15 protein-coding genes and 2 pseudogenes are annotated in these 15241 nt (G+C 72.2%); 2 read left to right on the top strand and 15 right to left on the bottom strand.

Features of this window, described 5'->3' with window-relative positions; translation table 11 throughout:
• Positions 1–38 precede the first annotated feature (38 nt).
• The 15 genes and pseudogenes from OHA72_RS56815 to OHA72_RS56755 all read right to left on the bottom strand — a co-directional run bounded on the left by OHA72_RS56815 (position 39) and on the right by OHA72_RS56755 (position 12365).
• Positions 39–896 carry a universal stress protein gene (locus OHA72_RS56815; protein WP_327004418.1) on the bottom strand — a complete coding sequence of 286 codons (858 nt, stop codon included), beginning with the start codon at positions 894–896 and terminating at the stop codon, positions 39–41.
• A gap of 141 nt (positions 897–1037) precedes the next feature.
• Complete coding sequence (locus OHA72_RS56810; RefSeq protein WP_327004417.1) at positions 1038–2045, bottom strand: Acg family FMN-binding oxidoreductase; 1008 nt, start codon at positions 2043–2045, stop codon at positions 1038–1040.
• A gap of 149 nt (positions 2046–2194) precedes the next feature.
• Positions 2195–2359: pseudogene (locus OHA72_RS65375) on the bottom strand (V-type ATP synthase subunit D); the annotation flags it as partial.
• Between the two features lie 140 nt (positions 2360–2499).
• Positions 2500–2805 carry a hypothetical protein gene (locus OHA72_RS56805; protein WP_327004416.1) on the bottom strand — a complete coding sequence of 102 codons (306 nt, stop codon included), beginning with the start codon at positions 2803–2805 and terminating at the stop codon, positions 2500–2502.
• A gap of 195 nt (positions 2806–3000) precedes the next feature.
• Complete coding sequence (locus OHA72_RS56800) at positions 3001–3753, bottom strand: transposase (protein WP_327004415.1); 753 nt, start codon at positions 3751–3753, stop codon at positions 3001–3003.
• 134 nt (positions 3754–3887) lie between these two features.
• Positions 3888–4178 (bottom strand): annotated as a pseudogene (locus OHA72_RS65370) (transposase); the annotation flags it as partial.
• 197 nt (positions 4179–4375) lie between these two features.
• Positions 4376–5278, bottom strand: coding sequence for a universal stress protein (locus OHA72_RS56795; protein WP_327004414.1), 903 nt, complete (start codon positions 5276–5278; stop codon positions 4376–4378).
• A gap of 452 nt (positions 5279–5730) precedes the next feature.
• Positions 5731–6609, bottom strand: coding sequence for a universal stress protein (locus OHA72_RS56790; protein ID WP_327004413.1), 879 nt, complete (start codon positions 6607–6609; stop codon positions 5731–5733).
• Complete coding sequence (locus OHA72_RS56785; protein WP_327004412.1) at positions 6593–7429, bottom strand: universal stress protein; 837 nt, start codon at positions 7427–7429, stop codon at positions 6593–6595. Before OHA72_RS56785 ends, OHA72_RS56790 begins: the two co-directional genes overlap by 17 nt.
• 230 nt (positions 7430–7659) lie before the next feature.
• Positions 7660–8100: a hypothetical protein gene (locus OHA72_RS56780; RefSeq protein ID WP_327004411.1), complete on the bottom strand. Its 441-nt coding sequence runs from the start codon at positions 8098–8100 to the stop codon at positions 7660–7662.
• 164 nt (positions 8101–8264) lie between these two features.
• Positions 8265–8663 (bottom strand): hypothetical protein, encoded by a 399-nt coding sequence (locus tag OHA72_RS56775; RefSeq protein ID WP_327004410.1) that lies wholly within the window; start codon positions 8661–8663, stop codon positions 8265–8267.
• Entirely contained in the window at positions 8660–9418 is a 759-nt protein-coding gene (locus tag OHA72_RS56770; RefSeq protein WP_327004409.1) for an SDR family NAD(P)-dependent oxidoreductase, read from the bottom strand. Before OHA72_RS56770 ends, OHA72_RS56775 begins: the two co-directional genes overlap by 4 nt.
• Positions 9419–9541: 123 nt before the next feature.
• The gene (locus OHA72_RS56765) at positions 9542–10939 is read right to left on the bottom strand and encodes an NAD(P)(+) transhydrogenase (Re/Si-specific) subunit beta (RefSeq protein ID WP_327004408.1); all 1398 of its coding nucleotides are present in this window, start codon (positions 10937–10939) and stop codon (positions 9542–9544) included.
• Entirely contained in the window at positions 10936–11262 is a 327-nt protein-coding gene (locus OHA72_RS56760) for an NAD(P) transhydrogenase subunit alpha part 2 (RefSeq protein ID WP_327004407.1), read from the bottom strand. Before OHA72_RS56760 ends, OHA72_RS56765 begins: the two co-directional genes overlap by 4 nt.
• On the bottom strand, positions 11259–12365 hold the full coding sequence (locus OHA72_RS56755; protein ID WP_327004406.1) for an NAD(P) transhydrogenase subunit alpha: 1107 nt from the start codon (positions 12363–12365) through the stop codon (positions 11259–11261). The genes OHA72_RS56760 and OHA72_RS56755 overlap by 4 nt, the downstream gene beginning before the upstream one ends.
• Before the next feature lie 305 nt (positions 12366–12670).
• On the opposite strand from OHA72_RS56755, the gene OHA72_RS56750 reads away from it, so the two are divergent.
• Both OHA72_RS56750 and OHA72_RS56745 read left to right on the top strand, forming a co-directional pair.
• Positions 12671–13579 (top strand): ABC transporter ATP-binding protein, encoded by a 909-nt coding sequence (locus tag OHA72_RS56750; protein WP_327004405.1) that lies wholly within the window; start codon positions 12671–12673, stop codon positions 13577–13579.
• On the top strand, positions 13566–15233 hold the full coding sequence (locus OHA72_RS56745; RefSeq protein ID WP_327004404.1) for an ABC transporter permease: 1668 nt from the start codon (positions 13566–13568) through the stop codon (positions 15231–15233). Before OHA72_RS56750 ends, OHA72_RS56745 begins: the two co-directional genes overlap by 14 nt.
• Positions 15234–15241: the final 8 nt, after the last annotated feature.

Raw genomic sequence — 15241 nt, 5'->3', positions numbered from 1 at the left:
GACGCGCAGGGCGGTGAGGCCCTGCGCCGGCGCCGAGGTCAGGCGGACTTCGGCGTGTGCACGATCAGCACCGGGCACTCGGCGTGGTGCATGAGCTGCTGACCGACCGAGCCCAGCAGCAGCCCCGTGAAGCCGCCGTGGCCCCGGCTGCCGACGACCACCAGTTGGGCGGTGTGCGAGGCGCCGACCAGCACCTCGGCCGTGCGGCCGTCCGCGAGCAGCGCCTCGACCTTGACCGACGGATACTTCTCCTGCCATCCGGTCACCGACGCGTCCAGCAATGCCCGTTCGGATGTCTCGATCACGCTGTACGGCAGGGCGGTGACGGCGGCGGGGACGAAGGCGCGCACGGCGACGACGCCGGTGCCGCGTAGCCGCGCGGCCTCGAACGCGATGCCGAGCGCGGCGTCGGAACTGGCGGAGCCGTCGACGCCGACGACGACCGGGCCGGCCGCGGCGTCGTGCCGTCCGCGGACCACGACGACGGGTACGTGGGCGTGGGTGGCGACCTGCTGGCTGACCGACCCGACCAGCAGGTTGGTGATCCCGCCGCCGCCTCGGTTGCCGACGACGAGCAGGTTCGCCCCGGCATCGCCGAGGCCGATCAGGGTCGGCGCGGGCGCCGCGTGCAGGGCCGTGCCGACGACATCGATGCCGGTGCCCCGCCGGCGGACCTGCTCGACGATGCCGGCGACAAGACGGTCGCCGCGCTCCTGCGCCTCGGCCGCCAGGTCCGCGACCGGTCCGTCGTACTGCGTGCCGAGCCAGGTCAGCTGGTAGGCGTACACGATGTGCAGCCGGGACGTCGTCCGCTCGGCCTCCGCGGCGGCCCAGTCGACCGCGTCACGGGCCTCGACCGATCCGTCGTATCCGACAATGATCCGCTGTGCGTCCATCGCATCCTCCTCGGGGATCCGACGTCAGCGTGCGACCATGCCTGCCGACGGAACAGAGGCGGACGATCCGCCCCGACGGGGACCTCCGGCCCGGCGGCGGGGCGCTGCAGGACGGTCTCGGTCACCTCGGAGAGCACTGGATCACCCCGCGACGGCGGACACCCGGCGGCGTTGCCACGGCCGTGGCTCCACACACGCGGAGATCGGGCGTCGAGGACTGTTCGGCACGCTCTGGCCGTATCCGATCCGCAGGATCATCTGGGGCCACCAGCGGCCGTCCGGACCGATGAGGGTCCTGCGCAGGTCCGGCATTTCCAGGGCCTGCGTCATGGGTTGGACCGCGACGCCGCGGACGGTGGCCGTCAGCAGCACGCGCTGCAGCGCCTGGCCGCTGCGCAGCCATGCGGCACGGTCGTCGCCGAGGCTTCGCAGGATCAGCAGCTGCGGGTCGGTCTCGAACCGGGCGGTTGGACGTTCGTCCGGTGGCAGGCCCAGCCCGAAGTCCCGCACGGAGACGGCTGACATCGCCGGCCGCGGCCCGAACGCCTCCGAGGACACTCCGTCGTGCCGGACGCCGGTCGGCGCCGTCCAGGCCACGATCTCCCGCCGGTACGCCGGATCACTGCGCTGCCGCGCGTCGGCGGTCCAGGTCAGTCCGAGCACGGCGTTGCGCCCGACCGGGTCCAGGGCGGCCAGCTGTGCGCCGGCGCCGGCGCCGGCGCCGGCCGCGGCGGCGCACAGCTCCTCGACGGTCCCGGCCGGGACCAGCGCACCCTGGTACGGCAGCCGGTTGGTTCGCCTGCGCGGGATCGCGGCCGCCAGCAGCCGGGTGCCCTGCGCGGGCATCTTGCGGGAGCCGAATTCGACCCGGGCGACCCGATGGTCGTCAACCGGCACCGGCACCGTCAGCGGTGTGTGGCCCGCGGCCGCCAGCGCCAGCCGCAGATTGAACACGGCTGCGCCGAGGCTCAGGTACATCGCCCGCCGGTCCGGGTCGATCACGTCCAGGCCCTTGTCGTGATCTGCCAGCACGTCGAACCCGCCGTCGCGGATCCGGAACCGCCACGGCTGGGTGTTGTGGATGGACGGCGCAGCGATCGCGGCGCTCAGACCGGTCGCGATCGACCGGTCCGTCAGTGGTCCGCTCATCAGGGACACCCCGACCTTTCCTTGGTGCACGTCTGCGATCACTCTCGTCCACGCACGCTCACCCCGGATAGGGCCGGAGGTCCCGCCTGCCTGGCCGAACCCCTGCACGGCGGACGATGGCTCAGTACTGTGCGCTGCGACACCGGGCGTCACCGAGCCGCCCGTCTGCTGGCCGCGTCGCCATCCTCGAGCTCGGCCAGCTGCAGCGACACCGTCGCGAGGGCCAATTCCACTCGGGGGATCCAATGCCGCTCGATCGCCCGGACCCGTTGTCTGGTGGTGGCCAACTCGGTGTCGAGCGCCCGCAGCGCCGCAGCGGCCGCCGCGTGGCGTGCCGCCGCGAGCGTCGCCTCACGGTAGGCCGCGGTGGCTCGACCAGTGCCGCGCCGCCGGCGGGCGCGCGCTCCGGTGGCGGCGCCGGCAGGTCGACGTCGGGCGGTCCAGTCGTGGTTCGCTACCGGGACGTGGGCACGTCCAGCGGGTGTTCGACGGCGTCGCGGGCGGCCAGTTCGGCCATCGCGGCCAGGTACCCGCTCTGGCTGAGTTCACCCCGCACCAGCAGTTGCACGGCGTCGCTCTCGGCGCGGGCCCGGCGTCGGTCGACGGGCACGGCCTCCGGCATCTGCCCGAAACGTGCGGCGAGCCAGACCGTTCGTCGGGGTGCCGCACCTGCGGCCTGTTCGCCGCCGTCGCCCAGTGAGCGCAGCTGGCGGGCGATCAACACGACGTACGTCAGCGCGAGAAGGGCGGTAAAGATCATCGTCGGCACCATGGTATCCACCTCCACCGATCGGATCCTGCATGTGCGACGCTAGGCGGCGCCGTGCCCTGCGGGCAGGGCCGTTGGGCCCGTGCGGGCGGGCCCTTCAGTCCTGCCACGCCGGTGCTGCCGCCGGGAGGGTGCAGTCATGACGAGGGGCAGCGGAGTCTCCTACGTAGCAGGTGCGGTGCGAGCTCATGCGATGGCGCGGCGATGCGTCGGCCCGGCGGCTGTGCGGCTGCTCGCCATGAGCGGCGACTTGGACGCGGCGCTCGAAACGCTGTCCCGCACCTGCTTGAGGAGCCGGAACGTGTGCTCCAGGTCGAACCGGCGCAGGTAGGTCTTCCACAACAGGTCCAGGTCGAAGACCGCACCGGGCGGTGCGGCTCGGTCACCGGGCAGCCGCTCGACCTGGATCCGGATCACGGTGCCGGGCACGACCGGCACCGGGCCGACAAACCCGGCCCAGCCACTCTGCTTGGACAACCGCTGGTGCAGCCCGTGCCAGGCACTGACCACGACGGCGCCGTAGCGCGGACTGTCCGCGGACAACTGCTCCTCGGCCGACGGCAGCGACACCGGTTTCGACAACTCGAACCGGTTGCCGTGGATCCTCGGCCGGCCCGGGCGGCCGTCACGCAGCCGCTTCGGCGCCGGCGCGTAGAACACCCGATCGCTGCGGACCCGGCCCAGGACCTGCACCCCGTGATCGGCAGCCAGGTAGGTGATCCTGGTCAGGTCGTAGCCGGCGTCGAACACGAACACCGGTGCCGGCCTCCCGGCCGCCGCCAGCCGAGCGACCACCGCACCGATCTGCGTCACGCTCACGACCGTGGCGTCGTCGTCCGGACCGACCCGGACCGCGTCGAGCAACGCCGTCCACGACGAGGCACCCCATTCCAGCCCTGCAGCGAACGAGAACGGCCAACCCGGGATCGTCTTCCGCACCCCGTCACACCGGCACGACGTGTAGCAATGACACCGCCCCGCCGGCACGACGTGTAGCAATGACACCGCCCCGCCGACGTGACCGCGTCCGGCCGAGGCCACGGCGACACATCCACCGCGATCTTCACCGGCCCGTCATCGACCGGCTCCCACGACTCGGCGAGCAACCCGGCCACAGCCACCACATCGACCTCGCCGCACGCCAACGCGTCATACAACGCGCCATGACCACGCCGGAACGCCTTCTCCAGCGACAACTCCACCAACGACGACACCGGAGCATCCGCGGTCAGGACCGCGTCCACCAACTCGAACAACGCGTCCGCCCGACGCCCGAAACACCGGTACAGACTCCGCCGGAAATCGATCAACGTCCCACGACACGCCACCGGGTCCGGCACCGACACAGCACGCAAACCTGGCATAGTAGGCCCCACGGCCACCCTCCCTCGAAGCTTCAGCACTCCGAAGGATCACGGGTGGCCGTACCCGTGTCTCTTACGACACGCCAGATCCGCACCGATGATCGAAGATCGTCGACCTGGCAGGTTAAAAGTCAAGCTGAGACGTCGTACGGACCCGGCGCTGCGAACCGTTGCTGGCGCCGGGTCCGGGTGGTACCTCAGCTCGGCCGGCGGGCGATGACGACCGGGCAGTGGGCGTGATGGAGCGCGGCTTGACTGACCGAACCAAGCAGAAGCCCAGCGAATCCGCCGTGACCTCGAGCGCCGACGACGAGCAGTTCCGCACCGGCTGAGGCGTCGACAAGCACGCTGCTGGCACGGCCCGGGACGACGTCCAGCCGGACGTCGACCTGCGGGTACTTCTCCTGCCAGCCGGCGAGCGACTCAGCCAGTGCCCGCTGCGCGCCGGCGAGCGCGTCCTGCTCGCCGTAGATGGGCGAGGCGACGCCGTCCCGCTGACCGGCGACCTGCCACTGACAGGCGTTGACCGCGGTCAGTCCGGTCGACCGGAACGCAGCCTGCTCGAACGCGACGGCGAGGGCCAGGTCGGCGTCGTGGGATTCGTCCACGCCGACGACGACCCGCCCGATGTTCGGTCCGTCGGTCCGGTCCACGTCTCGGACGATCACCACCGGGCACGCGGCATGCGCGGCGAGCTCGGCGCCGGTCGAGCCGACCAGCAGCGCGGTGAAACCGCCGAGGCCGCGGCTGCCGACCACCACGAGCGCGGCCCGCCGCGAGGCGGCGAGCAGCGCCGGCACGCACAGCCGGGTGGTCGACTCGGTACTGATCTGCAGGTCTTCGCTCACGTCGCGGGCCTGCGCGGCGGCGTCCGTGAGCATCCGAGTCACGGTCTCCTGCGCGTCGCTCTCGTAGGCGACCGGCAACGCCAGGCCCGCGGGTGGGTATGCGAACTCCGGCCAGTTGTGTGCGTGGAGCAGGTGCAGCGGCCGGTGCCGGCGTGCGGCGTCGCCGGCGGCCCACCGAACTGCCCGCAGGCTGTCGGCTGAGCCGTCGACACCGACGACTACGGCGGTGGCGGCGATGGACGAGGTGTTCATGACAGCTCCTCTCGCATCCATCGTGCTCGCTGCGTGGGAGCGTTGCTAAGGTACAAAGCACGAGACCATGCAGGACCAACGTCCCGCGGTGCGGTGTGGGGCGCGCAACTGCAGGGCAGGAGCCCCTGATGGATCTCGGGGCCGCGTCGGCCGGCAACGTGGCGGCCGCGGCTCCGGAGCCGCGGGACGCCGCGATCCTGCTCGCTTCCGTGGGTGACCTGGTGCCGGTCGCGCTGCCGGCTCTGGAGCGGCACGCGTGCGGTGGCCGGCATCCGCCTCACCGACATCCCGATGCTGAGCTACGCCGACCGCATCTTCCAGGAACGGTCCGTGCGCAGCGATACCGCGACCACTCGCCACGACGAGCTGGCATTCGCGCGGGAGCACCCGCTGCAGGTCACCGTCTCCTCGTATGGGCGGGTGGCAGCCGAGGCCAGCCACCGGCCCGGGGGCTACCGCACGATCGCGACCGGGCACGCGGCGTGGTGGATCAACGCCTGGCTGACCGAGCCCAGCAACAGCCCGGTGAAGCCGCCGCGCCCGCGGGATCCGACGACCAGCAGTTCGGCATCGTGCGACAGGCGGGTGAGGACCCCCGCGGGGGTGCCGCGTACGATGCGCCGGCGTACGTTGACGTCTGGGAATTTGTCGGTCCAGCCGGCGACGGACTCGGCGAGCAGCCGCTGTTCGTCGTCGCGCAGGTCGTCCTCGTCGTAGACGAGTGGCAGCGTGTCGCCCGGACCGGTGGCGTCGGGCCACAGGTACGTGTGGACCGCGGTCAGTCCGGCGCCACGGAACGACGCCTGCTCGAACGCGAACCGCATGGCCCGGTCGGCGTCGTGGGATCCGTCCACGCCGGCGATGACGCGGCCCGCCTCAGGTCCGCCGGCGCGTGCGTCCCGGCGGACCACGACGACCGGGCAGCCGGCGTGGGCGGCCAGCTGCACGCCGACGGATCCGAGCAGCAGGCCGCTGAAGCCGCCAAGTCCACGGCTGCCGACCACGACGGTGTCGGCCCGTTGCGACGCGTCGAGCAGTGCGGCGGCGGCCAGTTGGATCGGGGTGGCGGTCGTGATCGACAACTCGGCCGAGACCGCGCGGGCATGCGCCACCGCACTGTTCACGATGCGCTCCGCGGCCTGCCGGGCCGCCTGGTCCAGTGCGGGCGTCGGGTGGGCGCCGAGCGGCGGGTAGACGACCGGCCATGCGTAGGCGTGGACGATCTGGAGCCGGCGGTGCCGTCGTGCGGCGTCTGAGGCGGCCCACTCCACGGCCGCCATGCTCTCCGTTGAGCCGTCCACACCGACGACGACGTCAAACTGGTTCTCCATGACGGACCTCCTGCAACGGGTGGACGGGTGACTGATCCGGCGGTGTGTGTGGCATCGATGGCCGTGCGGTCGGCATCCGGCCGGGATCGTGGGCGATGAGTGCTGGGCAGGCCATGTGCCTGAGCACCTGGCGCAGCACCGACGGGTCGGCCGCGCGGACGGGGTCTCCGGCCCGGCCGGGGCCGAGGACCAGGAGTGTGGCCCACTGCGAGGCGACGCTCAATGCGTCGGCCGGTTCGCCCGGGTCGCTGCGCAATTCCATTTCGACAAGCGGATTCCTGGCCTGCAACGGCCTGGCGGTCTCAAGCAGCGCCGCATGAATGGCGGACTGTTCGGCGGCTAGGTCGAGACCGTGTCGGTGATGTCCGGGTCGCCACATGCCCGGGTGCTGCCAGACCTGGATGACGACGAGCCGGCTGCGCCGGCTGGCGGCCTCCTCGAAGCCCAGCCGCAGCGCGCGCCGGGCCGGGTCGGAGCCGTCGAACCCGACCAGGACGGGCCCGGTGCGGGGCAGCGCCGAGAACGGATCGGCCCACCGCCCTCCGGCCTGGACGATCAGCACCGGGCAGTGCGCCGCACGGCACAGCGCTTCAGCGACAGCACCCACCGGTTTCCCGTCGACCCCGCCGGTGCCGTGGCTGCCGATCACCATCAGGCGGGCCGTTTGCGAGTGACGCCGCAGCACTTCGACGGTGTCACCGGTGTCAGTCACACCGGTCGCGTACACGCCAGGCAGCCATCGGCTGGCCTCTGCTGCGGCGCTGCCCGCAATGCCGCGTGAGGTCTCGTCCGGAGGCGCGCCTGGATGCAGCACGTGCACGGCGTGAAGTTCCCTGGCGTGCCGGCGGGCCTCGTCCGTGGCCCAGCGCAGCGCGCCGATACTGTCGGCGATCCGTCGATGCCGACGACGACGGGACCGTATCGGTATCCCATGGTCCCTCCCCTCGTCTCCACACGTCCAGCGTCCTGCGACTGGGCTGATCACGGCGAGAGCCGAAAGCCCCTGTTCCGTAGCCGGCGGACGACATCAACCGTGCTGCACTGGCAGGTCTACTGGACCGTCCTGATGGCGACAGCAATGCTGTTGTCGAACGGGTTGGCCCCGCTCAGTCCGACGCCGTCGGCGCGCAGGGCAGTGATGTCCAGCTGCAGTGATCGGCCGTCGGTCGTCGCGGGTCCCTTGAAGGCGAAGGTGTACGACACCATGGTGCGGGCAGGTGGCGCAGCGAGATCGACGATGTATGCGGTGTGCGCGTCGCCGCGTACCGGAGGCCATGCGGTTCCGTCGCGCTCGAGGCCGGGCGGGTGGGTGATGCTCAACGCGATCCTGACCGGCCGGGCATCTCGGACATACGTGAACTTCACCGCGACGGTGCCGTGCAGGAATCCGTCGACCGCAGGGTCGAGCGCCAGGTCGCCGGCCGCGACGGTGGTCTCGGGTGCCGACGCCGACGGTGCAGGCGCGTGCCTGGCCGGTTCGCCGCCGCGCAACGCGAAGATGACTGTGACGGTGGCATCGGAAGCAGTCGATCAAATCCAGGTTGCGCCTGTGTAGTCCAAGGTCGGCAGGGCCAAACGGCCCAGGGGGACAGGTTCGGGGCGGCCTGCCGAAGCGGCAACGCGACTCCGGCAGATCGCCCGATCGGCGGTGGCCCTCAAACGCCCAGCAGATAGAGGACCACCAGGCGGTGATCGGCGTTCTGCGGGGCACGGTGGCGGCGCTGGTAGGCGGTCAGGGAATCGGCGTAGCCGGGGTCGCCCGGGGAGAGCGCCACGGCGTGGGCGGCGTGTGCGTGCCGGCGGACGGTGACCGTGAGGGTGCGTCCGGCGCCGGTGAAGTTGCGCCACCAGCGTTTCGTTGAGGCGTCCGCGGCCAGGACGACGATCCGGTCGCCGTCCCGGGCGTACTCGACCGGCAGCACGTGCCGGGTGCCGGTGCGGGGACCCAGGTATGACAATGTGCAGACCCGGCTGCTCAGCAGGGGGTGCAGGGGTGAGGCGAGCAGCCGCAGCACCGGGCGGTTGTCGCGGCGGGGGCGTTCGACGGTGGTCATGACATCCAGCCACCGTCGGCGGTGACGATCGCGCCGTTGACGTTGCTGGCCTCCGTGGATCCCAGCCAAGCGATCAGGGTGGCGATCTCGTCCGGTTCGGCCATCCGGGTTGCCCGGTGGAAGGACTTCTCCAGCCGGTCGTACGCCCACTGCGACCTGGCGAACGCGGTCTTGCCGATGTTGGTGTGCACACCGCCGGGGCAGACCGTGTTGGCGCGGATGCCGTCCGGTCCGTACAGGAAGGCCAGCGACCTGGTCAGTCCGATGAGGCCATGCTTGGCCGACGTGTACGCGGTGCCGGCGACGGATCCGGTGAGCCCACCGACCGACGACACGTTCACCACGGCGCCGGTGCCGGCCGTGCGCATCGCCGGGATGACCGCTCGGCACAGCCGCATCGGGGCGGTCAGGTTCACGGCGATGACCCGGTCCCACACGGCGTCGTCGAGGTCGGTGACGGGTAGGAAGTAGTCCATGATGCCGGCGACGTTCGCCAGCAGGTCGACCGGTGCGCCCTGCAGCGCCGCGACGACCCGGTCGACGTCGGCCTGGACCGTGATGTCCGCGGTGAGCAGTGCGGCGTCGTGCCCGTCCGCGTCGAGCAGCTTCGCGGTCGCTTCGAGGCCGGCCGCGTCGATGTCGCAGCCGATGATGATCGCGCCTTCCGCCGCCAGTCTCAGGACGGTTGCCTGCCCGATGCCGGAGCCTGCTCCGGTGACCAGGGCGACCCGCCCGGCGTACCGCTGATTCGTCATGTCGATGCCTCCAGGGGTCGGTGCGCCGTCGGCGCCGCGCTGCTTGTGTCCCCCAGCGTCGTCCTCCGGGGTCGAGGTGAGCAGGGCCGATGGTCCCGGTGTTCCGGGGCGGTGGCCGGACGCTCAGCCGACGAACGAGCGCACCGAGGCGATGATGTCGGTGAGGCCCTGCTTGGCGTCGGCGAACAGCATGCCGGTGCGCGGATCGTGGTAGAGGGGATTGTCGATGCCGGCGTAGCCGTGGCCCATGGACCGTTTGATGACGACGACGCTGCGGGCGGTGTCGACGTCGAGGATTGGCATGCCGGACACGGCGTTGCCGGGCCGGCGGGCGGCTGGGTTCGTGACGTCGTTCGCGCCGACGACGAGCGCGACGTCCGCGTGTGCGAGGTCGGCGTTGCCGTCGGAGAGTTCGCGCATCTGCGGGTATGGTACGTCGGCCTCGGCGAGGAGTACGTTCATGTGTCCGGGCATCCGGCCGGCGACCGGGTGGATGGCATAGGACACGGCGGTGCCGCGTTGCCGCAGCAGTTCGCCGAGCTCTGCGGCCTGGCGCTGCGCCTGGGCGGCGGCGAGCCCGTAGCCCGGGACGATGACGACGCTGGACGCGTAGGCGAGCTGCATCGCGACGTCGTCGGCGCCGACCTCGCGGACCGGCCCGCCGGCGAGGACGGGACCAGCGCCGTCCGAGCCGTAGCCGCCGGCCAGGATCGCGCCGACCGAACGGTGCATCGCGACTGCCATGAGCCGGGTCAGGATCGCACCGGACGCCCCGACCAGCGCCCCAGCGACGATGAGCGGCAGGCTGCTCAGCACGAATCCGGCCATTGCGACCGCAGTACCGGTGAGCGCGTTGAGCATGGAGATCACGACTGGCATGTCGGCGCCGCCGATCGGCAGCACCGCAAGCGTCCCGAAGGCGAGCGCCGAGACGGCCAGCATGACCAGCGGACCGGCGCTGGACGGTGCGGCGACGAGCCAGCCACCGGCGCCCACCGCGCACCCGGCGGACGCGGCGGCAAGGAACCGGCCGCCGGGGACGGCGACGGGACCGCCCGGGACCAGCCCATGGAGCTTGCCGGCCGCGATCAGGGAGCCGGAGAAGGTGAGCGCGCCGATGAGCACGTCGACCGCGCCGGTCACGGCCCCGTTGACGGGCAGTGCCGCGCCGTGTCCGGCGAACTCGTTGACGGCCACCATCGCCGCCGCACCGCCGCCGACCGCGTTGAACACGCTGACCAGCTGCGGCATCGCCGTCATCGCCACGTGCCGGGCCGCGTACAGCCCGACTCCGGCGCCGGTCAGCGCACCGGCGACCAGCACCACGACGCCGGTGGCGGTGATGGTCGACGCCCGGCCGAGGTGCACGGCGGTGACGGCGACGGCGAGCGACATGCCGGCGCCGGAGACCACGTTGCCGCGGCGCGCGGTCGCCGGGGCGTTCATCAGGTGCAGCCCTGCCACGAACGCGACGGTGGACAGTAGGTACGCGGCCCATTCGACGGTCTGCCAGGTGCTCATGACGGTCGTCCCGCCCGCGGCGGGGCGTGTCCGGCGTCCGGGGTGCGGCGCCGGAACATCTTCAGCATGCGGCCGGTGACCGCGTACCCGCCGACGACATTCGCGGTGGCGAACGCTACGGCGGTGAATGCCAGCGCGTACCCGGGCCAGGTTTGCACGGTCCCGGCCAGCAGCATGGCGCCGATGAGGATGATGCCGTGCACGGCGTTGGTGGCCGACATCAGCGGCGTGTGCAGCGTCGCCGGGACCTTGCTGATGACCTCGAACCCGACGAGGACGCCGAGGACGAACACGGTCACTGCGAACATCAGCTGGGTGCTCATGCGGTGATCTCCCGATCGGTGGTCGCGGCACCGTGCACGACGATGGCCGCCTGGATCTCGTCGGAGCGGTCGATGACCGGCGCTCCGTCCTGCATGAGATGGGTGAGGACGGCGAGGATGTTGCGGCCGTACGCCGCCGTCGCGGCGGGCGCCATCGCCGACGGCAGGTTCCCGGCACCGATCACCGTGACGCCGTCGCCGACGATGAGGCTCGTGTCGGGCACCGATCCCTCGACGTTGCCACCGTCGGCGCCGGCGGCCAGGTCGATGACGACGGAGCCGGGCCGCATGCCTTTGACCGCCTCGGCTGTGACGAGCAGCGGCGGTGTGCGTCCAGGCACCCGTGCCGTGGTGATGATGATGTCGAAGCCGACGACCCGCTCCTGCAGGGCGTCCTGCTGCGCGGCGCGTTCACCGGCGGACAGCGCCCGGGCGTAGCCGCCGGTGCCGCCGCCGTGCGGGGCCGGGCCGAGGTCGAGGAAGTGGGCGCCGAGCGAGCGCACCTCATCGGCGGCCTCCGGGCGGATGTCGTAGCCGGTCACGATCGCGCCGATCCGCCGTGCCGTGCCGATGGCGGCGAGCCCCGCCACCCCGGTGCCGAGGACCAGGACTGTCGCGGGCCGCACCGTGCCGGCCGCGGTGACCAGCATCGGGAAGTAGCCGCCGTACGTGTCGGCGGCCAGCACGGCGGCCTTGTACCCGGCGATCGCCGCCTGCGACGTGAGCGCGTCCATCGGCTGGGCCCGACTCAGTGTCCGGGGGAGCAGGTCGAGGCTGACCGCGGTCACGCCGCGGGCGGCGCACACCGCGACCAGATCGGTGTTGCGGAGCGGGTCGAGCAGCCCGATCAGCAGCCGCCCCGGCCGGAGCCGGCTGACCGCCGGTGGACCGACGCACAGCAGCGTGTCGCAGCTGTCGATGACTTCCTCGGCGGTCAGCACCGCAGCGCCGGCCTCCCGGTAGGCGCTGTCGGAGAACCACGCCCGTTCGCCGGCCCCGCGTTCGACGGCGACGGCCAGCCCGAGCGCGCGGACCTTGCCGACCAGGCCTGGTGGCAGCGCCACCCGACGTTCGGCGGCCGCGGACTCGCGGAGGACTCCCACCCGGTGCTGCATCACGTCTCCCGTCGGTCGGTCGGTCGGCCGTGCCGCGCCCGGTCTGCGGTGCGGCCGGCAGAGCGACACCCGCCGCGAGGGGGAGCCCGGTGCGGTGACCATCTTGGTGATGGTGAACCTGGCGGCCCGACCCGCCGCCCGGGTGTTCCGCTCGCCGTGACCCCTGCGCCGTGCAGCGGGTGTCGCATCACCTACCTTTGCCGCCCTACCCGGCTGACGGCAGGGGAGAAGGTCCTGCCCGACTGTGCCGTCCGACCCTGGGACATCGATGCTGGTAGGTGCAGCGTGGGGTCATGGCCGCCATCGTCGTGCAGGACCTCCGCCGCGAGTACGGTGCCCTGGCAGCGGTCGACGGGCTCAGTTTCGACGTCGCCGAGGGCGAGCTGTTCGCGTTGCTCGGTCCCAACGGTGCGGGCAAGACCACCACCGTGGAGATCCTGACCGGCCACCGGCGCCGCACCTCGGGTGACGTCCGGGTCCTCGGCTTCGACCCGCAGACCGGTGGCCGCGCGTACCGCCGGCGCATCGGTGTCGTGTTGCAGAGTGCCGGGTTCGAGGAAGACTTCACCGTGCGCGAGCTTGTCGGCCTGCAACGCAGACTGTACCCGCGGGTCCACGACACCGACGCGGTCATCGAGCTCGTCGGCCTGACCGACAAGTGCGACGCACGGGTGAAGGTCCTCTCCGGCGGCCAGCGGCGCCGGCTCGACCTCGCGCTCGGCATTATCGGCGCGCCGGACCTGCTGTTCCTCGACGAGCCGACGACCGGGTTCGACCCTGCGGCACGGCACCACGCGTGGGCGCTCATCCGGCGGCTGCGCGAGCTCGGCACGACGGTGCTGCTCACCACCCACTACATGGACGAGGCCGAGCACCTCGCGGACCGGGTCGCGGTCATCAAGGCCGGACGGCTGGTGGCGCTGGGCCGGCCCGACGAGCTCGGAGGCGCTGCTGCGGAGCACGTGCTGCGCTTCGCCCTGCCGGCAGGCACGGTATGGAGTGACCTGCCGACGCTGTCGGGACGAGTGCAGCGGCACGACGCGGCGGTGGTCGTGCACACTCGTGACCCGCTGCGCGACACGCACACCGTGACCGGGTGGGCGATCGAGCACGGGGTGGCGCTGCCGCAGCTGACATTGACCCGGCCCACGCTCGAGGACGTCTATCTCAAGCTCACCGGCGGCGACGATGACGACAGCTGAACTGTCGCCGGCACGACTGGCCCCCTCCCGGGACCGCTCCGGCGCGGGGACGACCGCCGCGCTGACCCTCCACGCGCTGCGCGCGTTCACCCGCAGCCCCATGTCGGCGTTCTTCACCGTCGCGTTCCCGCTGTCGTTCTTCCTCATCGTCAACACGATCGTCGGGGACGCGCCGGTGGACCAGGACGGTGCGGTGCGGGTCAGCCAGTTCCTCGTGGCGCCGTTCGCGGTCTTCGGCACCGTCGAGGCCGTCTTCTGCGTCCTGGCGATCGACCTGGCTGTCCTGCGCGAAGGCGGCGTCCTCAAACGGCTGCGGGGCAGCCCAGTCCCGGCATGGAGCGTGCTGGCCGCCCGGGTCTGCGCCGCCGTCCTGGTGGCCCTGTCGTCCGTGGCCCTGCTGGTCGCGGTCGGCGTGCTGGCCTACGACGTGCAGATCGTGTGGCGGAAGGTGCCGGCAGCGGTGGTGGCGCTGCTCGTGGGCGTCGCCTGCTTCGCGGCGCTCGGCCTGGCGCTGGTCGGGCTGACCCGCAGCGTGCTCGCGGCGCAGACGTTGAGCAACGGCCTGCTCATCCCGCTGGCATTCGTCTCCAACGTCTTCATCGTCGGCGCCGACCTGCCCGCACCGCTGGCGTGGGCGGGGCGCGTCCTGCCGCTGCGGCACTTCGCCGACGCCGTGGCCACCACGTTCGACCCGGCCGCCGCCGGATCCGGGTTCCGGCCAGCCGACCTGGCGGTTATGGCGGCCTGGGGAGCCGCGGGTGCGGTGGTGGCAGTGCGGTGGTTCGGCTGGGAGCCACGCCGCGGCGCCCATACGCCGCAGGCACGGCACGGCGTCGCCGCGGCTACGGGGGCTGCGTACGGTCTGACGGCGGCCGTCGTGCGACCCGTCGAGCCGGGCCCGGCCCGGATGGTCGGCGTGCAGGCGCGGGCCGCGTTCATCGCCATGCGGCGCGACACCCTGGCCGTGTTCTTCGCCGCGGTGTTCCCCGTCCTGCTCCTGCTGCTGTTCCCGGCGGTGTTCCCGGATGCCGGGTTCGAGGGCGTCCCGCTCGGCGAGTTCATGGTGCCGTCGATGATCGCCTATTCGATCGCGGTCGCGACGTATGTCAACCTGCCTGCGGCGGTGGCGCAGGCGCGTGACCACGGCGTCCTGGACCGGCTGCGCGGCAGCCCGGCTCCGCTGTGGACGTTTTACGCCGGCCGGGCCGTCGCGGCCGCGGTGACCGCCGCCGGCACCGCCGTGCTGCTGGTCGCGGCCGGCGCCCTCGCCAACGGCTACCGGCCCGATCCGGCACGGCTGCCGGCCGCGGTGCTCGCGTTCACCGCCGGTGTCGCCTGCTGCTCCGCCCTGGGCTTCGCACTCGCGGCGTCGCTGCGCGCCGGCCAGTACGTGCCGGCGGTCGCGCTGGGAACGCTGCTGCCGCTGAGCTTCATCTCCGACGTGTTCGTCGTCGGCAACGGCGGTCCGCTGCCGGCGGCTCTGCGGTACACGGCGGACGTGTTCCCCCTCAAGCACCTGTCCCGGGCGATGCTCGATGCCCTGGGACCGGACGGCGGCGGCGTCGCCTGGACCCATCTCGGTGTCCTGGCGGTCTGGACGCTGGCCGGTGTACTCGTGGCGGCCCGGTCCCGGGCCGCCGGAACCACGGACTGAAAGGAGTC

Origin of the sequence: Dactylosporangium sp. NBC_01737 (assembly GCF_035963215.1) — a bacterium.
Taxonomy (GTDB): Bacteria; Actinomycetota; Actinomycetes; order Mycobacteriales; family Micromonosporaceae; genus Dactylosporangium.
The sequence above is the reverse complement of the archived record's forward strand: the minus strand, read 5'-3'. Positions and strand labels throughout refer to the sequence as shown.